Annotated in this window: 20 protein-coding genes; 7 read left to right on the top strand and 13 right to left on the bottom strand. The window is 38.6% G+C overall.

The annotated features are described in order from the left end of the window. Positions 1 to 29: 29 nt before the first annotated feature. Positions 30 to 2,162, top strand: coding sequence for a ribonuclease R (gene rnr / locus BLS35_RS10020; protein WP_090780471.1), 2,133 nt, complete (start codon positions 30 to 32; stop codon positions 2,160 to 2,162). 31 nt (positions 2,163 to 2,193) lie between these two features. Further along, a complete protein-coding gene (locus BLS35_RS10015) occupies positions 2,194 to 3,162 on the top strand; it encodes a polyprenyl synthetase family protein (protein WP_090780470.1) in 969 nt (322 codons plus the stop codon). A 3-nt stretch (positions 3,163 to 3,165) separates the two neighbouring features. Here the strand turns inward: BLS35_RS10015 and BLS35_RS10010 are convergent, their stop codons facing one another. Further along, entirely contained in the window at positions 3,166 to 4,128 is a 963-nt protein-coding gene (locus BLS35_RS10010) for a response regulator (RefSeq protein ID WP_090780467.1), read from the bottom strand. Positions 4,129 to 4,335: 207 nt separating this feature from the next. Between BLS35_RS10010 and BLS35_RS10005 the strand changes: the two genes are divergently transcribed. Next, a complete protein-coding gene (locus BLS35_RS10005) occupies positions 4,336 to 4,704 on the top strand; it encodes a helix-turn-helix domain-containing protein (protein ID WP_090780465.1) in 369 nt (122 codons plus the stop codon). Between the two features lie 67 nt (positions 4,705 to 4,771). On the opposite strand, the gene rpmA is transcribed toward BLS35_RS10005, so the two are convergent. The 4 genes from rpmA to BLS35_RS09985 all read right to left on the bottom strand — a co-directional run bounded on the left by rpmA (position 4,772) and on the right by BLS35_RS09985 (position 7,562). Then, positions 4,772 to 5,158, bottom strand: a complete 387-nt coding sequence (rpmA, locus tag BLS35_RS10000) for a 50S ribosomal protein L27 (RefSeq protein WP_090780464.1) — start codon at positions 5,156 to 5,158, stop codon at positions 4,772 to 4,774. Positions 5,159 to 5,214: 56 nt separating this feature from the next. Next, positions 5,215 to 5,526 carry a 50S ribosomal protein L21 gene (rplU, locus tag BLS35_RS09995; RefSeq protein ID WP_090780463.1) on the bottom strand — a complete coding sequence of 104 codons (312 nt, stop codon included), beginning with the start codon at positions 5,524 to 5,526 and terminating at the stop codon, positions 5,215 to 5,217. An 82-nt stretch (positions 5,527 to 5,608) separates the two neighbouring features. Further along, positions 5,609 to 6,133: a hypothetical protein gene (locus BLS35_RS09990; RefSeq protein WP_090780461.1), complete on the bottom strand. Its 525-nt coding sequence runs from the start codon at positions 6,131 to 6,133 to the stop codon at positions 5,609 to 5,611. 43 nt (positions 6,134 to 6,176) lie between these two features. Beyond that, a complete protein-coding gene (locus BLS35_RS09985) occupies positions 6,177 to 7,562 on the bottom strand; it encodes a dicarboxylate/amino acid:cation symporter (RefSeq protein ID WP_090780459.1) in 1,386 nt (461 codons plus the stop codon). A 147-nt stretch (positions 7,563 to 7,709) separates the two neighbouring features. On the opposite strand from BLS35_RS09985, the gene BLS35_RS09980 reads away from it, so the two are divergent. Next, positions 7,710 to 8,207 carry an RNA polymerase sigma factor gene (locus BLS35_RS09980; RefSeq protein WP_090780457.1) on the top strand — a complete coding sequence of 166 codons (498 nt, stop codon included), beginning with the start codon at positions 7,710 to 7,712 and terminating at the stop codon, positions 8,205 to 8,207. Continuing rightward, complete coding sequence (locus BLS35_RS09975; RefSeq protein WP_090780455.1) at positions 8,194 to 8,790, top strand: hypothetical protein; 597 nt, start codon at positions 8,194 to 8,196, stop codon at positions 8,788 to 8,790. The genes BLS35_RS09980 and BLS35_RS09975 overlap by 14 nt, the downstream gene beginning before the upstream one ends. Positions 8,791 to 8,939: 149 nt before the next feature. On the opposite strand, the gene BLS35_RS09970 is transcribed toward BLS35_RS09975, so the two are convergent. Further along, the gene (locus tag BLS35_RS09970) at positions 8,940 to 9,797 is read right to left on the bottom strand and encodes a helix-turn-helix domain-containing protein (RefSeq protein WP_090780453.1); all 858 of its coding nucleotides are present in this window, start codon (positions 9,795 to 9,797) and stop codon (positions 8,940 to 8,942) included. 18 nt (positions 9,798 to 9,815) lie between these two features. Beyond that, entirely contained in the window at positions 9,816 to 10,178 is a 363-nt protein-coding gene (locus BLS35_RS09965; RefSeq protein ID WP_090780451.1) for a VOC family protein, read from the bottom strand. 177 nt (positions 10,179 to 10,355) lie between these two features. Here BLS35_RS09965 and BLS35_RS09960 point away from each other — a divergent pair, with 177 nt between their 5' ends. Continuing rightward, a complete protein-coding gene (locus BLS35_RS09960; RefSeq protein ID WP_254778800.1) occupies positions 10,356 to 13,256 on the top strand; it encodes a ligand-binding sensor domain-containing protein in 2,901 nt (966 codons plus the stop codon). Between the two features lie 10 nt (positions 13,257 to 13,266). Next, a complete protein-coding gene (locus BLS35_RS09955) occupies positions 13,267 to 13,899 on the top strand; it encodes a response regulator (RefSeq protein ID WP_090780447.1) in 633 nt (210 codons plus the stop codon). An 18-nt stretch (positions 13,900 to 13,917) separates the two neighbouring features. On the opposite strand, the gene BLS35_RS09950 is transcribed toward BLS35_RS09955, so the two are convergent. The 6 genes from BLS35_RS09950 to BLS35_RS09925 form a co-directional block, all read right to left on the bottom strand. Further along, on the bottom strand, positions 13,918 to 14,544 hold the full coding sequence (locus tag BLS35_RS09950) for a hypothetical protein (RefSeq protein ID WP_090780445.1): 627 nt from the start codon (positions 14,542 to 14,544) through the stop codon (positions 13,918 to 13,920). Between the two features lie 2 nt (positions 14,545 to 14,546). Further along, on the bottom strand, positions 14,547 to 16,472 hold the full coding sequence (locus BLS35_RS09945; protein ID WP_090780443.1) for a beta-N-acetylhexosaminidase: 1,926 nt from the start codon (positions 16,470 to 16,472) through the stop codon (positions 14,547 to 14,549). A 114-nt stretch (positions 16,473 to 16,586) separates the two neighbouring features. Continuing rightward, positions 16,587 to 17,549 carry a thioredoxin-disulfide reductase gene (trxB, locus tag BLS35_RS09940; protein WP_090780441.1) on the bottom strand — a complete coding sequence of 321 codons (963 nt, stop codon included), beginning with the start codon at positions 17,547 to 17,549 and terminating at the stop codon, positions 16,587 to 16,589. Between the two features lie 101 nt (positions 17,550 to 17,650). Further along, on the bottom strand, positions 17,651 to 19,279 hold the full coding sequence (locus tag BLS35_RS09935) for an acyl-CoA carboxylase subunit beta (RefSeq protein WP_090780439.1): 1,629 nt from the start codon (positions 19,277 to 19,279) through the stop codon (positions 17,651 to 17,653). A 160-nt stretch (positions 19,280 to 19,439) separates the two neighbouring features. Beyond that, positions 19,440 to 20,693, bottom strand: a complete 1,254-nt coding sequence (gene fabF, locus BLS35_RS09930) for a beta-ketoacyl-ACP synthase II (protein ID WP_090780436.1) — start codon at positions 20,691 to 20,693, stop codon at positions 19,440 to 19,442. 344 nt (positions 20,694 to 21,037) lie between these two features. Further along, the coding region (locus tag BLS35_RS09925; protein WP_139205882.1) for a thioredoxin family protein at positions 21,038 to 21,516 on the bottom strand (479 nt) is incomplete at its 5' end.

The following is a 21,516-nucleotide window of genomic DNA, read 5'->3' as shown; positions in this document are numbered from 1 at the left end:
GTTACCTTCGGGTGATTCATACATAGACTATGGCAAAAAAGAAATCGTCTCATCTGGAACTCGTTTTAATCCAATTGATTAGCGATGTACTGGAAAAGAGCAACAACGAAGCGCTGAATTATAAGCAGATATCGGCTAAATTAAATATTACAGATACCGCATCCCGAGACACTATACTGGAGGTACTAAAAGAACAAGCAAAAAAAGGTGTGTTTTTAGAACCTGAGAAAGGAAAATTCAAGTTAAAAGACCTGAAAACTTTCTTGATCGGAAAAGTGGATATGACTGCAGATGGATCTGCTTTTGTGGTTCCTGATGATGAGTTTGAAAAAGACATTTTTGTATCTGCCAGAAAGCTGCACAATGCACTGCATGGTGATAAGGTAAAAGTGTATATATATGCCAAAAAGAGTGGTCGCAAGAACGAGGGTGAGGTTGTAGAAATCATTACACGTGCGAAGACCGACTTTATCGGTGTGATCAGAATTTCTGACCGCTACGCTTTTGTAAATATCGACGACCGTAAAATGCTGCATGATATTTTTGTTCCTTTGAGTGATATCAATGGAGCTAAAAATGGTCAGAAGGTACAGGTAAGCATTACAGAATGGCCTGAAGGGGCTAAAAACCCAATTGGCCGCATCATCAACATACTAGGTACACAGGGCGAGAACAATACGGAAATGAACGCCATTCTGGCTCAGTATGGCTTCCCGCTAAGTTTCCCTGCTGAAGTAGAAAACGAAGCAAATCAGATTCCTGAACAGGTAACTGAGGCCGAAATAAAAGGTCGCAGGGACTTTAGAGATACGGTTACTTTTACCATAGATCCGGCTGATGCAAAAGATTTCGATGATGCCATCTCTTTTAAAACGTTAGAGAACGGCAATTATGAAATTGGGGTACACATTGCTGATGTTTCACATTATGTACAACCCAACAGCTATCTGGACAAAGAGGCCTATTCGAGAGCGACCTCTGTATACCTGGTAGATCGTGTGATCCCGATGTTGCCAGAGCGTTTGAGTAATGGTGTTTGTTCGCTTCGTCCAAATGAAGATAAACTTTGTTTTGCCGCTGTATTTGAATTGGACGATAAAGCCAATATCATCACAGAATGGTTTGGACGTACAGTAATCCATTCGGACAGACGTTTTAGCTATGAGGAAGCTCAGGAAGTAATTGAGAACAAGGCTGGTGATTATGCCGCTGAAATCCTCAAACTGAATGAAATAGCCTATATCTTACGTGATAAAAAGTTTAAAAACGGTGCCATCAGCTTTGAAAGTACTGAAGTGAAGTTTCATCTGGATGAGAATGGTAAACCCATTGGCGTTTACGTAAAAGAGCGTAAAGATGCCCATAAGTTAATAGAAGACTTTATGCTATTGGCCAATAAGAAGGTTGCTGAGTTTATCGCTAAAAAAGGTAAAGGGAAAGAGAAATATACTTTTGTATACCGTTCCCACGATTCGCCAAACCTCGAAAACCTAAACACCTTTGCTTTATTTGCCGCCCGCTTTGGTTATAAGATCAATACAAAATCAGATAAAGAGATTGCGAAATCTTTAAATTACCTGATGGAAGATGTGGAAGGCAAAAAAGAACAAAACGTATTGACACAACTGGCCATCCGATCTATGGCAAAAGCGATATATACGACTAAGAAAACCAGTCACTATGGGTTGGCTTTTGACCATTATACCCACTTCACCTCTCCTATCCGCCGTTACCCGGATGTGATGGTACACCGACTGCTCGCTGCTTATTTAAACAATGAGAAATCGGCTAATGAGGAAGAATATGAAGTTGCTGCATCGCATTCATCAGCCATGGAAAAACGTGCTGCTGATGCGGAACGTGCATCTATCAAGTACAAACAAGCTGAATATCTGGAAGAAAATGTGGGCAATATCTTTGCCGGCATCATATCGGGTGTTACAGAATGGGGAATGTATGTAGAGCTTACCGCCAACAAATGTGAAGGCATGATTCGTCTGCGTGACATTACCGACGATTTTTATGTACTCGACGAAAAAAACTATTGCATCGTTGGTCAACGTAAACATAAAAAATATCAGTTGGGCGATGAGGTGATGGTAAAAGTAAAAAAAGTAGACTTATCTAAACGTCAGATAGATTTCTCATTAATTCAACAATAAAATAAGATTCCGGTAAATTCCTTTGCAAAAAATGTATACTCCTAATCAATTACAAGAAGTTATAGAAAACGCTGTTCAAAACATTAATTATCCTGCACATCCTGAAAGACTATATGAGCCCATACGTTACATTATGAGCTTAGGAGGCAAAAGAATAAGGCCTGTATTGACTTTAATGGCTGCAGATTTGTTTAAAGGGGATATATCGACTGCAATGCCAGCTGCATTGGCCATTGAGACTTTTCATAATTTCACCTTGATCCATGATGACATTATGGACAATGCACCATTAAGGAGGGGAAAGCAGACGGTACATGAGAAATGGGGTGTAAACAATGCCATTTTGAGTGGTGATGTGATGATGGTAGAAGCCAACAAGCAGCTGTCTATGCTGGACAGTAGCGTATTAAAAGACGCGTTGAATACCTTTAACACTACTGCTCAAGGTGTATGTGAAGGTCAGCAATTGGACATGGAATTTGAAGAACGCCAGGTAGTGAGCATTACCGACTATATCAACATGATTCGCCTGAAGACAGCTGTTCTTTTGGGTGGTGCGATGAAACTAGGTGCACAAGTTGCCGGAGCTAGTGCTACTGAGGCCGAGCAGTTGTATGAATTTGGAGAAAACCTTGGAATTGCTTTCCAATTACAGGATGATATTTTAGATGTATACGGTGATCCGGAGAAGTTCGGGAAACAGGTAGGTGGCGATATCATTGCCAATAAAAAGACCCTACTCCTGCTGAAATTAAAAGAGCTGGCTAATGAAAGCGATTTGATGGAGTTAGAGCAACAAAGCGTTAACAAAGATCATACAGATAAAATTAGAAACACTACGGCACTTTATGATGATTACAACATCAGAGAGCTGGCGAATGTGGAGATGAGAAAGTATTCTGACAAGGCTTTTAGTGCATTAACCTCTTTAAAAATTGAAGAAGAGCGTAAGACTGAATTATTTAAACTAGCTGCCCTGCTAATGAACAGAGAGTACTAGTCCCTAATAATCGAGCAATTGATTTACTTTTTCTGTGGTTAAAGGTTTGGTATAAAAATCTTTAACACATAGAAATGATTTGGCTTTAGAATGTTCACTCGGATCGATTGAAGAGGACACGATAATCACGTCAATAAAGAGATTAAGTTCCTCCATCATTTCCAGGAACCTCCAGCCATCAATATTTGGCATGTGCAAATCTAGTAGAATAAGATCTGGAGTATACTCTTGAATATATAGAAGTGCTTTTTGAGGATTGTCGAATACGACGATCCTTTTTTCGCTCGGATGTTTTCTGATCAACATCTTGTGCATTTTATTGGTAATCACATCGTCATCCACTAGTACAATATGCTGATGCGCTGACTTTGCCCCAAACTTATCAAATAGCGCAACGTTCTCGCGCTTATTGAGTACCTCGTTTAGCATTTTAATGATCTCATCCAGCTTTACAGCCTGTGTATTGATATCACCCAGGAGTTGCGTGATCTTGATCACATCATAGGTCTCGAGCTGGCTATAATTCGTTATGGTCGAAAGACTTAAGATATTGGTAATGGGTGCCCGTAACTGATGAGAGGCCATATGTGAGTACTCTCTGATCATACTTATAAGCCCCTTTGCGCTACTTACGTCCATTATACTGCAAACTACTCCATCCGTAACGCCATCGATGGTTAAAGGCGTAAAAACGATATGAAAAACAAGGTCTGTAGATTTGAATACGGAGAAGCGTTGCTCTATACTAAAACAATGACCTTCGAAGCTTCTTGCCAGTAAACTGAGAAAATTATTTTTATACTTCTGTGCAATGATTTCCACAATTGAATCCCCAACTATGGGATTTTTCTCAAAAAAACTACCCAGGTCACTCGATGAATTGATTTTGAAAAAAGAAAGCTCATATTTTTTATTGATCAAAAAAAATGATCCTGAGGTACCTTCGCAATTGTTTCTATGTGGCATTTCTAACTTGTTTTAACCTGCTATAAGGCATATTTAGCCGACATAGGTACTTCCTAGCCAGACTAAATCGCACTGTTTTTAGCATCAACCCTGTTCATCCCCTTAAGTAAATTGATACCCTATTAAATTTTATGGAGCTAAAATTGTCTTGTTTTTCAAGCAATTAATCATCTCAACAATGGCAAATCAACGAAATAAAAATTAATTATGCAAGAAATTCTATCCAAGAAAGAGATCGGAGAACGTATTAAGGAATTAAGAGTGAGCAGCGGCCTCTCACAAGCATTTATAGCCAATATATTAAGCTTGTCGAGAAGTAACTATTCGCAGATAGAACTTGGTAACCAGTATCCCTCTTTCAATACCTTGCATGAAATAGCAAGGTACTACAGTAAAAGCTACGAATGGTTGTTACATGGTGACAGCGCGGAGCAGGCTACCGAAGCCCCAGCTAAGATTGGTTTAATTTTGAGTGATCTGGAAAGCGCGTTTAAGAGCTTTACAAATTCATTGAAAAAGCTGGAGCATGAATTGAATCATATTAGAGCCAAGAAGTATAAATCGAAATTACACTAAAATAAACCGCACAAAAAAAGGGCTGAACATCTATGATGATCAGCCCTTTTTACAAAGAATATTCTAATTACTCTGCTGTTTCAGCTTTAGCTGCTTTTTTAGCAGGCGCTTTTTTAGCAGGTGCTTTTTCTTCTGCAACTGGAGCATCAGCTTTAACAGCTTTTGCAGGTGCTACTACTTCTTCTTCAGTAAGTACAACTGGGAAAGGAAGAATAGAAACGTATGATTTGTTATCTTGCTTCTTTTTGAAGATCACAGTACCATCAACCAAAGCGAATAAAGTATGGTCTTTTCCAATACCTACTCCTTTATCAGGATGATGTTTTGTACCGCGTTGGCGTACTATGATGTTTCCAGAGATTGCAGCCTGTCCACCAAAGATTTTAATACCAAGGCGTTTACTATGCGATTCACGTCCGTTCCTGGAACTACCGGCTCCTTTTTTATGTGCCATCTTGTTTTATATTTTATTAACTACCGAAATGAACGGTATTTTTTGTTCAACAATAATTATAAATTGATACCAGAGATCTGGATCTTAGTGAAATACTGACGGTGTCCGTTTTTCTTTTTGTATCCTTTTCTACGTTTCTTTTTGAAAACGATTACTTTATCACCCTTTAAATGAGACACGATTTTAGCTGAAACTGAAGCACCTTTCAATGTAGGAGCTCCTACAGAGATTTTACCACCATCTTCAACCAACAATACATTGTCAAATTCAATACTAGCGCCTTCATCTCCTTGCAAACGGTGTACAAAAAGGTGCTGGTCTTTTGCAACTTTGAATTGCTGTCCTGCTATATTTACTATTGCGTACATTGTTAATTAATTATTATTTTTAAATTGTTTATTTTTATCGAGGTGCAAATATAGAACTTTATTTTCTAAATCCACAAATGATTTAGTTTTTTGATCCAGCTTGTTTTCCATACCGCTCTTCCGCATCATTAATACTTTGTTGCAAAATGGTTCTCATCTGCTCGGCAAGCCCCTGAAGCTTCGGTGTCTCCGTGTAATCCGTAAGGTAAATTACTGTTTTTGACTTCTTTTTGTAATTAAACTGCATTACGTAACGAAGTACCTTAGAGGAATCCAGATTAGTTCCCTTGTTGGCCAATACATCCGGAAAATTCCAGAAGCCCAATTCACTCGCTTTTGAATGCAAGTAAAGGATATCATCTTTTCTTAATTTCACATTCGTTTTGATCAGGGAATCCTGACCGTTAACATACTGGTAGTCGCCCGTAGCCGAGTTGTACGAATTCTCCAGATTATTCCCCATACCCCACTTAAAATCGATGGACTCAAATTCTTTTAGCTTAAATGGCGCATTCCGGAACATTGGGATGTAATACACCACACAATAGATCAGAAAAGGAACCACGACAGTTAGCAGCAAAAATATTTTTTTTCCTCTATCACTCATTCTGTTTTGTTATTATTTATTTGAAATTTTAATCTTAAAAAATTTAATCCAGCGGCTCTGTAAGGTCCCCTTCCCATTTACTCACTACTGCAGTAGCTAAACTGTTTCCGATTACGTTGGTTGCAGATCTACCCATATCCAACAGCGGATCAATACCAATCAACAGAGCTAAGCCTGCTTCAGGAATATTAAAAGTGGCAATGGTACCCGCGATAACAACCAGAGAAGCCCTTGGAACACCAGCAATACCTTTACTGGTTAGCATCAGGATCAATAGCATGGTAATCTGTTGTTCGAAAGACAAATGAATTCCGTACGACTGTGCGATAAACAACGACGCAAAAGTCATGTATAACATGGAACCATCCAGATTAAAGGAATATCCCAAAGGCAAAACAAAACTAACAATCTTATCTTTACAACCGAAGCGCTCTAACTGCAACATCGTTTTAGGATATGCAGCCTCGCTACTTGCTGTACTGAAAGCCAGGATTACCGGCTCTTTCATTCTGCTCATCAGGTTAAAGACCCTTGATTTCAAAATCATAAAACCAATGGCAATCAGAATAATCCAAAGTAACAACATGGTAGAGTAAAACTCTCCAATAAATAAAGCATAGGTTGACAATACGCTTAGCCCTTGCTTGGCAACAATAGCACCCATCGCTCCAAATACAGCAAATGGTGCAAAGTTCATTACATATCCGGTTACTTTTAAGATCACATGTGCAACAGCATCAAAGAAACTGATGATGATCTTCCCTTTTTCGCCAATAGCAGCTGTAGCTACTCCGAAAAACAAGGAGAAAACAACAATCTGAAGGATCTCATTGGTTGCCATGGCCTCCGCCATACTCTTAGGCACAATGTGCGAAATGAACTCTTTAAGAGAAAGGGCTACTTTATGGATACCCGTATCGATATTACTTGGAGGCAAAGGTAAGTTCATGGCTAGGCCTGGTTTGAAAATATTAACCATAATAAGGCCTAATACCAGCGACAAGAGAGAGGCACTTAAAAACCATAGCATAGTTTTACCGCCTATCCTACCCACTGCTTTCACATCGCCTACTTTTGCTACACCTACTACAAGTGTACTAAATACAAGGGGCGCAACAATCATCTTAATCAGACGAAGAAAGATGTCGCTCAATAAAGTTAAAGGTTCCAGCTTTTTTTCACGGATCACTTCTGTTTCATGACGTGATTTCTCTGTCGCTTTCTTTTCTGTTTTTAAAACGGCATAAGACACAGCAGTGGTATCTTGAATTTTAAGAATCTGTGCATCTAGCTCTTTTACCCGGTTATCGGCCTTGGCGATTTGTTCATTATAAGTACTAAATGTTTGTACATTTAGATAATATCCTAATGCTACACCCAGAACCAGGGCCAGGAAGATAAAAAAGGTTAACCTGTTTTTTTTCGACATCTATCTTATTTTAATGGTTTTTAAGGCTGTAAAACTACAATAATTAAATTATTCTGTAAAATTGTTCATCACGTAGTTATTTATATAACTTCACAACGTAACAAAACACGTGTAGCACTATCTAATTAAGGAATAAAACGAATTCAATTGGAAAAAAAGGATCAATTATTTAAGCAGATTTTCGATACAAATTCTAAAAAGATATTTCACCTATGCTATGGTTATACCGGCGATGAGGATGCAGCGAATGATTTGCTTCAGGAAACTTTTTTAAAGGTTTGGCAAAATCTGGATAAATTCAGAAACAAATCTCTTATTTCGACATGGATTTACAGAATCGCAGTAAATACTTGTTTAACTTATTTGAGATCAGAAAAAAGACAGTCGAAAGATGAACTGACGGATAAAATTATTGAGAACCAACCTGAAGAGTTTTCTGAAAAGGACGAACAGATTGCCCTTCTTTATAAGTCTATATCGAAACTAGAAGAAAACGACCGCCTCATTATCACCATGGTACTTGATGAGCTGCCTTACAATGAAATAGCAGATATATCAGGAATTAGCGAAGGTAACCTTAGGGTTAAAATTCACCGTATTAAATTAAAACTTACCGAATTATACAATCAGCATGCAAGAATTTGATCATATACAATCGCTTTGGCAATCACATTCGGTTGAGGTTAAAATCTCATCAGACGAGATGCTACAGCAAGCAAAAAAAGAGGTAAATGCCATTCGCAACAAATCTCTTTTTAATATAGTCGGAATGCTGCTCTCCTTTATTGCAATAGTTGTGTTATGGCTGTTCTATGGCTTTAACTCATGGACAACCCATGTGGGCTTGACCATTTTTCTAAGCGCTATTGCCGTATCGACATTTATGCTTTACAAAAGTCACCAGTTGCTGGCTAAACATGACTTCACTACTAATCCTAATGAGTTTCTGGATAACCTGAAACGCTATCAACTGAGCAGATTTAGTCTTTACAGCAAATTGTATTGGTTTTATGCCATCGCTTTAAGTCTGGGTATTGTTTTATACTTCTTCGAGATCCTAAGCTATTTCGATCTATGGGCACAAGGCCTGATTGTAGTATTTACTTTCGGATGGATCATATTCTGTTCAACACTTGTGCGCAAGGCTGTTATGAAAAAGGAAAAGGAAAGAATCGCGCTGCTTATAGAGAAATTTGAGCGCCTTGGAAACCAATTTAAAGAGTTATAAAAAATGCTCATCCGAACTATGTCGGATGAGCATATTATTAACTAACCCAAATTAAATTCATCCAAATCTATATAGTGGGTTTCCTGCTTCAAATTTAAGTTAACATCTCTTCTAAGGATGTGCGAATCTCACCATATTATAGACTAATCTTATCGATACTGCCCCGGAGTAACTTGAAAAGAGTTTCTAAATAATCGGATAAAAGAGCTTGGACATTCAAATCCAACGATATCTACAATTTCATTAATCGGATAATCCGTATTTCTTAAAAAATGCTTGGCTTGATGGAGTCTAACCTTAGTTAGAAACTGATGTGGTGATTGCTGATAAGCCTGTTTAAAGGTCCGCAGCAAATGATTTACTGACAGGCAGGCAACCTGTGCAACTTCCTCTAAGCGGAGGCGTCTATGGTAATTGCTGATCATGTAATCTCTGGCGACAGTTAAGCGCTTCAGAATCTCTGATTTAGTTGTCCCATTTAAAAACTGCAGAGAAGCTTCTCTTTTGATGATTTCTGAATGATAGAGCTTATAATAATTAGCCAGACAATGATTTAAGTACTCACTTAAGAGCAATTCATCATTTACCCCACTATCGATGTGTTTAGCAAGGTGCTGCAAATTAAATTTAAGGTTTCCCCTCAAAGGATAAATAGACTCTACAAATCGAGTATCGCGCTCTTTAAATCCTAAAGGCTGGTCTAGCAATACATGATCTTGGAGTAAATTAGACTGCTCGAAATCATGTACAAAATCCGGATCGAATAATACGGAAAAGGTATTCACTTCAACTGTCGAATCGATGCTATTGGTATATGAGGTGTCGTGGTTTAAGAAAATAAAACTGTCGGGCACAAGGGTGATTTCCCGCTTTTCTACGGTGTAACTGGCCTGCCCGCTAAGCACAACATTCAAAGCATATCTACCCGTATTTTTAGGATAGTGAGCGCTATAAGTGCTTTCACTTATAATCTCATTTTTATCCACCAATACCCTATTATACTTCATTTGTTTATTTTTAACCCATTAGGCCTCCGAATAATCGCGCTCTTCGGTCAGGACAAAACGATTACCTGAGGGATCTAAGAAGCAAAACTCCAAGCCATGCGCAACATATCTTGGCTTTGTTAAACCTGGTATACTTTTCTGATTAAATAAATAGTAGTCTCTAACACAATCGTCGGTCTTTAAGACAATCGTATCTGCCTCAACAGTTTCCTTTTCAACAAGCATGATTAAATCGCCATTAGTCGATTGTAGTATGGGACATTCTTTACCTTCTATCTCAATTTTCTCTGCCAGGATAAAACCGGGCATGTCCGTAAAAAAACTTAAGGAGCTTTCCTCACATTTCACAAAAACAACCTTATATACTTGATTAAAGTCCATATTTTTAATGTGATTATACAGTTATCCCTAATAACTGTAGATTAAACAAATTTAATATAATGCAATAAAAAAATAGTAACCCTTTAAGGGGTATTTTTATTTTAACATTATATTTACATGTTCTTTAGTTATTATTGATTTTAGCTACATTCAAACAAACCACAAAAACAACAATCTGTGCTGCACCTAAAACCTCTATTTATCACAGCCCTACTGCTAATCAGCGGCATGGAAGGTTTTGCGCAACGCTATAACTTTGAGCAATATGATATTCGGGATGGACTGGTACAATCACAGGTTACTGCAATAACCCAGGATAAACAGCGGAGATTGTGGATTGCCACACTTGGGGGCTTAAGCTGCTTTAATGGGAACCAGTTTATCAACATGGGTAAAACTAATGGTCTGAACAGTAATTTTATACTTTCTCTCGCTTTAGATCAGCAAGTCAACCTGTTGATCGGCACAGAAAGAGGCTTATCGTCCTATAAAGAAGGTAGCTTTCACAATTACAAAGGGAAAGGTGAATGGGTAGACCGACTAAACACTACAGCATCAGGGATAGTTTATGGTCTTTCTGGTAAAAATATTTTTAAGCTAAATGGCCCCAAAGCTGAATACATTACCATAACAGGCGATACTGCAGAAATTGTAACCGCCTTAAAAACCGATCATAAACACCGGGTCTGGGCAACGGTTTTTAGGCAGGGCTTGTATTACCTCAATGGAGAAAAATGGCATCAAAAACTACATTACGATGAATTGGGTGATTTAATCATCACCGATCTGATGGTAGATCAGTTTGAGAAAGATAAAATATGGTTTCTGACTACAACTGGTGTATTTGTAGCCGAAAATGGAAAAGTAAAACCAGTATTTGCTGATTTCATCAGACGAGCAACAGCTATCAATCAGGATGAAAGAGGAAATATATGGTTGGGCACAAACCGAGGGGCATGGTATATTTCTAAAGGTCAAACCATCCATTTCAATGGGCAAAATGGTTTTACAGACAATGTTGTTAACCAGATATTCAGGGATGCCGAAAACAACGTCTGGCTGGGTACTGATGGTTCTGGAATTTTTAAATTCAACAGCAAAAATTATGTGACTTTTGATGAATCTCAGGGCTTACAGAGTAGCATTGTGATGAGCATCATTAATGGCCCTGCTCCCGATGAAATATGGCTGGGAACTTATGATGGCATCTTTGTACAAAAAAACAACCAGATCAAACGGATAAACATTCCTTCTGATAATGAAGATACAAAACGTATTAACTTTTTGTTTAAAGACAGCAGCCATAACATTTGGGTAGGAACCGTTGGCGGTGGTTTATGGATTTATAATAAAGGCACTTTTAAACGTGTAGATGGTGGAAACCGAGCTGTTGCCTCGAATGCGATTATGGAGGATAGACATAAAAACATCTGGATATCCACTAATCTGGGTTGTTTTATGTTAATACCCAAAGAAGGAAAGATCCAATGGATTAGCAAAAATTTTGAGACCAGCTTATTGGAAATCGGGAACAATTTAGTCATAACCGGTACACAAAACGGGGCTTACCTGATCCGCAACAAAAAAGACATCAAACCATTAAATTTTAAACCATTGACTGGCTCGAGCATTTTATCTATGCTGAAACACGGCAGCCACGTGCTGTTTGGAACCGCAGATAATGGTGTCATTATATGGGATTTTACGACCGGAAAAATTAAGCAACTGAGTACAAAGGAAGGTCTGTCCTCCGACCATGTTTACAGCTTACTACTGGATGAAAAAGGCGTAATATGGATAGGAACAGGAAGGGGTATCAATAAATTAAAAGCTAAAGATTTCAGCATCATAACCAATAGCAATGAAAATGTACCATTGATTGAATGCAATCAAAATGCGATATTAGAAAGCAATGGTAAAATCTGGATTGGCACCACAAAAGGCGTTGTGGTATACGATAACAATACCGAAACAGCTCCTTTAAACAGACCTTACATTTTCATCAATTCTGCCAGCATATTGGCTCAAAATAAGAAAGGAGACCAGGGCAATCTACAAGTTATCTACAAGGGACACGAGTTAGATAAAAAAGTAAAGTTAACCTATCAACACAATCACCTGAACATCAATTTCACGGGAATCTATTTAACCAACCCTAAAGCAGTATTGTACAAATACAGGCTAATAGGATTAGACGATAAATACTGCCACCCTAACAACAATACTTCTGTTAATTACACTGCCCTACCCCCTGGCCAATATGCCTTCCAGGTAAAGGCGGTAACCTCAACCGGCATAACATCCCTCAATACAGCGACTTTTTATTTCGAGATAACGCCACCTTATTATCAAACCACTCTTTTTAAGGTTTTTATTGTTTTCCTCATTCTGCTATTGATCTTATTCTCGGTATATGTCATCATTAATCTAAACGAACGGAAGCGCAAGTTAAGACTCAAAATAAAATTGGAAGAGCAGTTTAAAATCAGAAAACAAACTGCTGAAGATTTTCACGACGATCTTGGTAACAAACTAACCAGAATATCAGTCTTATCAGAAGTACTTAGTAGTATGACAGACGAAAATGATCTGGAAAAAAGAAACATTATACAAAAGATTAAAACCAATGTAAACGAATTATACACCGGAACAAAAGATATTCTTTGGTCCTTAGATCCAAAACACGACACAATTGGGGAATTGTTAAACTACATTAAAGAATTCGGTTATGAGATGTTTAATGATACACCAATTCGTTTTGAAGAGGAAACTACGATAACAAATAGTGATAAGAGACTCTCCCTGGAAATGAGCAGGAATATCTTAATGATTTTTAAAGAAGCCATCAATAATGCACTAAAATACGCTAATGCTGAAGCCGTTAATTTTACCGCAAAAATGGATGGCAATCTTTTAGAAATCATGCTTGCCGATAACGGAACAGGATTTAATATAGAATCAGCAAAAAGTGGCCATGGCATGAACAATATGCAGGTACGGGCCAGCCGAATTAAAGGGAACTTAAACATAACATCAAACCATAATGGTACAACCATAGCGCTCTCGGTTAAATTTTAATTATAAGAAAATGAATGAGCCAGTAGCAGCAAGAATTGTGATTATTGAAGATGATGCAACCATCCGGGAGGGCTATGCCTATCTTGTTAGCAACACCTCCCCTTACCAGGTAGTGAATACTTATGGATCTTTTGATGATGCCAAACTAAAGATTGTAAAAGACAATCCTGATGTGATTATTCTGGATATACAACTGCCGGGCACCAATGGAATAGAGGCGCTACCCTTGTTAAAAAAGCTATTGCCAAATGTGTATATCATCATGCTGACTGTGCATGAAACAGAAAAAATCATTTTAGAGGCTTTGGCCAATGGGGCTTCGGGTTATTTTACTAAAAATACCCCTTCTTCAAAAATCATTGAAGCCATTAATGATGTGATGCAAGGTGGTGGTCCAATGAGTCCTAATGTGGCTAAAAAGGTGATCACATCACTGCAAAAGAACCCAGATTCTCCGCTGACCAAGAGGGAAACTCAAATACTGAATCTGATTACAAGAGGAAAGGATCGTTCCCAGATCGCTACAGAGTTGTTTATTGAAACTGAAACCGTAAAAACACATATTAAAAACATCTACCTTAAATTGAACGTAAATTCTAAGGCAGATGCTATAAAAGTTGCCAGAAACAATAGGCTGGTATAATATACCAGCCTGTTATGCTTATTTTTCTACTTTCACTTCGTCTACAGAGAAGCTATTTCCACTTAAACGGTATACCAGTGTCTTAACGTCTCCGGCTTTAATGGTGGTATCTTTTGGATTTACAAGAGGGAAAGTGCGAAACAAATCACCGTTCTTAATGATAAACTTATCGTTCCCCGCATAGCTTTTCTTCGAATTGCTGCTTAAAGGAGGAAAACTGATCTTCCTGAAATCACCGCCTGCATATTCATAAACGTTCAGATCCAATACATTTTTCTTGCTTAGCAACTCGATATATATCTCAGGATTGCCATCATTGTCCATATCCATATTCCAGGCATCTGTAATGATTCCCTTGCGCTCGCCAGACAAAGTTCTATAATTGTTCTTTGCAGAATCAGACATCAGTACCAGGAAGCCACCAACGCTATCTACCCCCTTACCCCAGCTTACCACTTCAAAATTAAGTCCTGGTTTTACATTCAAATCTTTGTAAAACGGGAATTGACCAGTAGCTTTTGTAACAGCAGCAGTATCGCCCTTTACAGGTACTACTTTCTCATTGGTTTTAGGACCACATGATGCCATTAAAAGTGTTCCTGCCAATAACAAGGAAATTGGGAATAAATTGGTTATTTGTTTCATTACTATATAATTGTTTTATCGCCTGTTTTGTTTTTAACATCTGGTGTCTCGTTACTCAATATCGTTTCCGTTACTACACTATTCTTTCCGCCAGGAGTAACTACAATTGTTTTAAGCACTTGCTTTTGCCCTTTAGGAACGGTTAACTTAATAGGTGTAGTATATAAAGTACCCATTTCTGAAGGACGGGTAAGGTCTAATGTATAATAGATTTTAGCGCCTAAAACAGGCTCTTTTAATACGATATTAAAGCTCTCTCCCTTCATCACTTTCTGGTCCTGGCCAAATGGTGTTGGCACCCAATAATTTGTTCTTGTTTTGTCCAATCGGGACAAGTGCAAAGGAAGGCGCTCTTCTGAGAAATTCTTAAAATCTTTACGCGAGTCTTGGCTCCAGGCGATTTCCGATAAAGAGAATAATCTTGGAAACACAAAGTACTCTACTTTTGATGAAGTTGAAATATACTCTGTCCAAACATTTGCTTGAACACCTACAATATACTTTTGTTCATCTGCAGTAAGTTCTGCAGGAACCGGATTATAGGCATAAGACTTAGCATATGGTGCTAAGCCACCAATATTTGTAGGTTCATCAGCTGAATCAGATTGCTTATGATCAAAATAAAGACCACCGGCATTAGGAGTCATAATCACATCATGCTTTTGTTGAGCAGCAGCAATACCTCCTTTTACCCCTCTCCAGGACATTACTGTAGCATTAGGTGCTAATCCACCTTCTAATATCTCATCCCAACCTATAATTCTACGCCCTTTACTGTTGACATATTTCTCAATCCTTTGAATGAAATAACTCTGTAATTCGTGTTCATCTTTAAGGTTCAGTTTTTTTATCAATTGTTGGCAAAACTCACTTTCTTTCCAGTAGGCTTTAGGACTTTCATCGCCACCGATGTGAATGTATTTAGATGGGAAAAGCGCTATAACTTCATCCAACACATCTTCTAAAAATTTGAAGGTTTGCTCTGAAGGCACAAATACGTCGTCGAATACGCCCCAGGTTTGTTGTACTTGCTTACCTTTACGCAAGCCAGTCCATGGTGTTTTCTCACTTATAAATGTGTCCCTTTCTGGGAAACAGCTTAATTCAGGATAAGCAGCAATGGCGGCAGAGCTATGACCAGGTAATTCAATCTCAGGAATGACATTGATAAATTTGCTTGCTGCATAAGCAACAACCTCTTTCACCTCATTTTGGGTGTAAAAGCCTTTATAAGGCGTACCATCGGTATTTACACCAGGGTGGTGACCTATGATGGTTCCATTTCTGCTGGATCCAACAGTCGTTAATTTAGGATATTTCTTAATCTCAATTCTCCAACCTTGATCTTCGGTTAAATGCCAGTGAAAATTATTCAATTTATACTGGGCCATCATGTCGATGTATTTTTTCAGGAAAGAAACCGGGAACATGTGGCGTCCTACGTCTAAATGCAATCCTCTATATTTGAAACGCGGATAATCATTGATCTCAGCAGCATTAATACTCATTCCATTCGCTGTAAACTCAGGCATCATTTGCATCAACGACTGTACGCCATAAAACAAACCAGCATCTTTACCGGTAATGGTAATGTTTTTAGGGCTAACTTTAATTTTATAACCTTCGGCAGGCAATTGATCAGCACCTGAAGTACTAAGTATGATACTAGGCGCACCAGCACTGGCAACTTTAGCTGTCCTTAATGCAAAACCACCTTTAGCAACGATATAGGCGTTTAATAAATCAGCAGATCTTGTGTCTTTTACATCAGCAGAAACCAGCACAACTGTTTTGTCCAGTTTAAAACTTCCAGCGCTCTTTTTTACGGATACAGGTGCGGGAATGATCCCTACATTGATGTCGTTCTGAGCAAAACCGTTGACATAAACGAATGCCAATAATACAATTGATAGTAGTTTTTTCATCATTAAGATTAAATAATTACATTGTTTTCATGACTAAGATAAAAAATTCTTAATCATAAATCACAAAAAAGGGCAGGACCATAAAATGACCCTGCCCTTTCTATTTTTTATTAGTAATTAAGAAACCACTTTTACATCATGCTCTTTAGCGGCTAAATACCGTTCCGCATCCAATGCTGCCATACATCCAGAACCCGCTGCAGTTACAGCCTGACGGTAATAGCTATCTTGTACATCTCCACTAGCAAACACGCCTTCAACATTAGTTAATGTCGATCCTGGAACTGTTTTCAAATAACCAGTATCATCCATATCTAACCAACCTTTAAAGATATCGGTATTTGGTTTGTGACCAATCGCAACGAAGAATCCTTCAACAGGAATATCTGTTTCTGCTCCTGTTTGATTGTTTACCACTTTAACTGCAGTAACATTCTTACCGTTACCTAATATTTCTTTAGTTTCTGTGTTGTAGATTACTTCAATATTAGGTGTGTTCATCACGCGGTGAACCATTGCTTTTGAAGCTCTGAATTCGTCTCTACGAACCAACATATATACTTTTTTACAAAGTTTAGCCAGGTAAGTTGCTTCTTCAGCAGCTGTATCACCAGCACCAACTATTGCAACATCTTGTCCTTTGAAAAAGAAACCATCACAAACAGCACAAGCTGAAACGCCAAAACCATTGTATTTTTGTTCACTTGGTAGGCCTAACCATTTTGCAGTAGCTCCTGTCGAAATAATTACTGTATCAGCAGTAATTGTTTTGATCTCATCCACTACAACTTTATGTGGCAATGAAGAGAAATCAACAGAACTCACATAACCGAAACGTATATCCGTTCCGAAACGTTCAGCTTGTTTACGAAAATCTTCCATCATTTCAGGACCGGTTATTCCAGCAGGATATCCTGGGAAATTATCTACCTCTGTGGTTTGTGTTAACTGACCACCTGGCTCCATACCTGTATACATAACCGGTTTAAGATCTGCACGAGCTGCATAAATTGCAGCAGTATAACCTGCAGGTCCTGAACCTATAATTAAACATTCAACGTGTTCTACTTCTTGTGACATATATTTTTATATTGTAATACAAAATTACGCTTTATCCCGCTATACACAAATAGCAATTTTGTAACAAATGCAACATTGTGATATATAGATTATAATTCTGCTTAGGTTTGGATAATACCTACATTAAACTGTTTTTTAATTGGAGATTGATTTGCGGCTTCTATGCCCATAGAGATCACTTTTCGCGTTTCTTTAGGATCAATAATTCCATCTACCCAGAGCCTCGCAGCCGCGTAATAAGGGGTAGTCTGACTGTTGTATCTATCGGTAATTTCCTTTAGCAATTCAGCTTCTTTTTCAGGGGTAATCTCCTCTCCTTTTGCTTTGAGCGACGCCTCCTTAATTTGCAACAATACCTTAGCTGCCTGCGCCCCCCCCATTACGGCAATTTTAGCACTTGGCCAGGCGTATATCAACCTTGGATCATATGATTTACCACACATTGCATAATTGCCCGCACCGTAAGAATTTCCGATCACAATGGTAAACTTGGGGACTACTGAATTAGCGACTGCATTTACCATTTTTGCGCCGTCTTTGATGATGCCACCTTGTTCTGAGCGACTGCCTACCATAAATCCGGTAACATCTTGTAAAAACACAAGCGGTATCTTTTTCTGGTTGCAATTCATGATAAAGCGCGTAGCCTTATCTGCACTGTCGGAATAAATAACTCCGCCAAACTGCATCTCTCCTTTTTTAGATTTAACGACCTTACGCTGATTGGCAACAATGCCTACAGCCCAACCATCAATTCTACCCAATCCGCAAATAATACTTTGTCCGTATAACTCCTTGTATTCTTCCAATTCAGAATCATCCAGCAAACGTTGGATAATATCGCGCATATCATAAGGCTTTTCCCTGTTTTCAGGTAATAAGCCATAGATCTCTTCTACATCCAGCTTTGGCAATGCCGGCTTAATCCGGTCAAAACCGGCTACCTGCGGTGCGCCCAGTTTATTCATGATGTTGCGAATGCTATCTAAACAAGCTTCATCGTTAGGGTGCTTATAATCGGTTACGCCTGATATTTCGCAATGTGTGGTAGCTCCGCCAAGAGTCTCATTATCAACGTCCTCGCCTATAGCCGATTTAACCAGATAGGATCCCGCTAAAAACACAGAACCTGTACCATCAACAATCATAGCTTCATCACTCATGATAGGTAAATAAGCACCACCGGCCACGCAAGAACCCATAATTGCAGCAATCTGCACAATGCCATCAGACGACATCAGGGCGTTGTTTCTAAACATCCTTCCAAAATGCTCTTTGTCGGGAAAGATCTCATCCTGCATCGGCAAATAAACACCGGCACTATCTACCAGGTAGATTACAGGAAGTCTGTTTTCCATGGCAATTTCTTGCGCTCTTAAATTCTTTTTGGCAGTCATAGGAAACCAGGCTCCAGCTTTAACCGTGGCATCATTCGCTACGATCATACACTGTCTACCCGATACATAACCAATGCCACATACCACGCCTGCCGAAGGGCAACCGCCCTGCTCTGCATACATATCGTCGGCAGCAAAAGCACCGATCTCCAGAAACTCCGATTCCTTATCAATTAAATAAGCAATACGCTCCCTGGCCAGTAGCTTTCCTTTCTCTTTTTGTTTCGCTGCACTCTTATCCCCACCTCCCTTATATATTTTCTTAAGCCTGGTTTTTAGTTCAAAAACCGACTGCTTATTAACATCCTCATTTTTATTGAATTCTATATTCATCGGGCCAAGTTAAATTATATTTTTATGGAGAACAAAAGTCCGTTTCGGGCTTTGGTACAAAACCCTTAAACGCAAGAATGGGCCCGGTTATTTTTTAAAAATAGCCGGACCCATTGAAGTCTTCATCCTGACGAAGGTCAGGATTTAAGCCTATTTATGACTACTCTGCAGTATATTTTTTAAATATTGAAGTAGCAGTGTGACCGCCAAAACCAAAGGTATTGTTCAACACATAATTAACCGGTTGGTGAATAGATTTACCAAGGATGATATTCAATCCTTGAGGAATCTCCGGATCTAATACTTTCGTATTGATTGTTCCAGGAATGATGTCATTTTTTACAGACATGATACTGATGATACTTTCGATTGCGCCAGCTCCACCAAGCAAATGCCCAGTCATAGATTTTGTTGCACTAATCGCTACAGGCAAGTCACCAAAGATCTTTTTGATGCCGTTTAACTCACCAACATCACCCAATCCTGTTGAGGTTGCGTGTGCATTGATATAGTCAATTTTATCTGCAGTAATTCCAGCATCAGCTAAAGCTTTAGCGATACCTAATGAAGCACCAAGACCATCTGGAGGCGTACCAGTTAAGTGGTAAGCATCAGCGGCCATACCACCTCCTACCATTTCGGCATAGATGTGTGCACCCCTTGCGATAGCGTGCTCGTACTCTTCCAGAATTAAAGCGCCAGCACCCTCACCGATAACAAAACCATCTCTATCTACATCGAAGGGACGAGATGCTGTTGCATGATCGTCATTCCTTTTCGACAAAGCATGAGCTGAATTAAATCCACCTACTGATGACTCTGTAATTGCAGCTTCAGATCCACCGGCAACCATAATGGTAGCTTTACCTAAACGGATAGTGTCAAACGCACTGATAATTGCTGTATTTGAAGAAGCACAGGCAGACACAGTAGCGTAGTTTGGTCCGTGAAGCTTATTTCTGATAGAGATTACTCCCGCGGCAATATCAACAATCATTTTAGGAATAAAGTAAGGGCTAAACCTTGGTGTGCCATCACCTAAATGATATTCTTTCAATTGTTGCTCAAAAGTGGTGATCCCGCCGTTACCAGAAGCCCAGATTACGCCAACTTCATATCTTTCCACCTCAGGCATAGTCTCAAAATTCAATCCTGAGTCTTTAATGGCCTGATCACTCGCAGCAATAGCATACTGAGTATATAGATCGTACTTTTTTAGCTCCTTTTTGTCGACATAAGCTTCTGCATCAAAGTCTTTGACTTCGGCAGCAAAATTAGTCTTGAATTTTGAAGTGTCGAATTTTGTGATAGCTGCAACACCGCTTTTACCGGCTACAATGTTATCCCAAAATTCTTTTACTGTATTTCCCACCGGGGTTACAGCACCTAAACCTGTCACTACTACTCTTTTCATATTTACTTGTTACTTTATATCAAAACAAAAGTTGTTTTGAACAATTTATCTTATTATTAATAATCAACACTACTCTTTCCAGCGCCAAAAATAGATGTTTTTCGGCATTAAAGCTATTACGACTTCACCCCTTATATCTTTTAGGTTCATTTTAAGCACTTTAACTATGTTTTATTAAGGATAATTGGCAAAAAAAATTAATTATCAAGCCCTAAAGAATATACAAAATATTAAAGAAGAAGTTTTATTATGCAAATAAATAAAATAAACAAGGCCGGTATCCACCGGCCTTTGCTTAATTATTAACTACCTATTTTCGTTTTTTTATGGATAGTATTGTTGACTTATTTCTTAAAAGCAGCAAGGCCACTTTTAAGATAAGTTGCATATTCTTTAGCATCAAAGATTGCACCTTGAGCAGGTACCAAAGGATTTAAATCATGACCGGCCAAAACATATAATGGCTGAGCATTTGATCCATATTTTGTGGCCTGGAAATCTAAGTTCCAATAACCTAAATCATCTGTTTTGCGTTTTAAAATATCAGAGTAATGAACTTTCTCTGCTGGCATTTTAATGTTACGATCATCAGCATACAGCTGGATCAATACATATTCTTCATTGATCAGGCGGGCAACTTCTTTGTCGACCCAAACCAGATCTTCCATTCTTCTACAGTTTACACAAGTGTGTCCGGTAAAGTCAAGCATAACAGGTTTACCTACCTTTTTCGCATACTCCAATCCTTCATCTAAATCAAAGAATGGGTGAAATCCTACAGGTGGTTTCAATGACTCACTATATTTTACTTTAGCAGGGAAAT

Source organism: Pedobacter sp. ok626, assembly GCF_900100435.1.
In the GTDB taxonomy this organism is placed as follows: domain Bacteria; phylum Bacteroidota; class Bacteroidia; order Sphingobacteriales; family Sphingobacteriaceae; genus Pedobacter.
Note: the sequence above shows the minus strand (reverse complement) of the source record. Positions and strands in the feature narration are given on the sequence as shown.

Excerpts from the sequence above, each read along its gene's own strand:
- rplU (WP_090780463.1), bottom strand. The coding sequence starts at position 5,526 with ATGTACGCAATAGTAAATATAGCAGGACAGCAATTCAAAGTTGCAAAA.
- BLS35_RS10005 (WP_090780465.1), top strand. The coding sequence starts at position 4,336 with ATGCAAGAAATTCTATCCAAGAAAGAGATCGGAGAACGTATTAAGGAA.
- BLS35_RS09970 (WP_090780453.1), bottom strand. The coding sequence starts at position 9,797 with ATGAAGTATAATAGGGTATTGGTGGATAAAAATGAGATTATAAGTGAA.
- BLS35_RS09935 (WP_090780439.1), bottom strand. The coding sequence starts at position 19,279 with ATGAATATAGAATTCAATAAAAATGAGGATGTTAATAAGCAGTCGGTT.
- BLS35_RS09975 (WP_090780455.1), top strand. The coding sequence starts at position 8,194 with ATGCAAGAATTTGATCATATACAATCGCTTTGGCAATCACATTCGGTT.
- BLS35_RS09945 (WP_090780443.1), bottom strand. The coding sequence starts at position 16,472 with ATGATGAAAAAACTACTATCAATTGTATTATTGGCATTCGTTTATGTC.
- fabF (WP_090780436.1), bottom strand. The coding sequence starts at position 20,693 with ATGAAAAGAGTAGTAGTGACAGGTTTAGGTGCTGTAACCCCGGTGGGA.
- BLS35_RS09950 (WP_090780445.1), bottom strand. The coding sequence starts at position 14,544 with ATGAAACAAATAACCAATTTATTCCCAATTTCCTTGTTATTGGCAGGA.
- BLS35_RS10010 (WP_090780467.1), bottom strand. The coding sequence starts at position 4,128 with ATGCCACATAGAAACAATTGCGAAGGTACCTCAGGATCATTTTTTTTG.
- BLS35_RS09990 (WP_090780461.1), bottom strand. The coding sequence starts at position 6,133 with ATGAGTGATAGAGGAAAAAAAATATTTTTGCTGCTAACTGTCGTGGTT.
- BLS35_RS09985 (WP_090780459.1), bottom strand. The coding sequence starts at position 7,562 with ATGTCGAAAAAAAACAGGTTAACCTTTTTTATCTTCCTGGCCCTGGTT.
- BLS35_RS10015 (WP_090780470.1), top strand. The coding sequence starts at position 2,194 with ATGTATACTCCTAATCAATTACAAGAAGTTATAGAAAACGCTGTTCAA.
- BLS35_RS09955 (WP_090780447.1), top strand. The coding sequence starts at position 13,267 with ATGAATGAGCCAGTAGCAGCAAGAATTGTGATTATTGAAGATGATGCA.
- rpmA (WP_090780464.1), bottom strand. The coding sequence starts at position 5,158 with ATGGCACATAAAAAAGGAGCCGGTAGTTCCAGGAACGGACGTGAATCG.
- BLS35_RS09965 (WP_090780451.1), bottom strand. The coding sequence starts at position 10,178 with ATGGACTTTAATCAAGTATATAAGGTTGTTTTTGTGAAATGTGAGGAA.
- trxB (WP_090780441.1), bottom strand. The coding sequence starts at position 17,549 with ATGTCACAAGAAGTAGAACACGTTGAATGTTTAATTATAGGTTCAGGA.
- rnr (WP_090780471.1), top strand. The coding sequence starts at position 30 with ATGGCAAAAAAGAAATCGTCTCATCTGGAACTCGTTTTAATCCAATTG.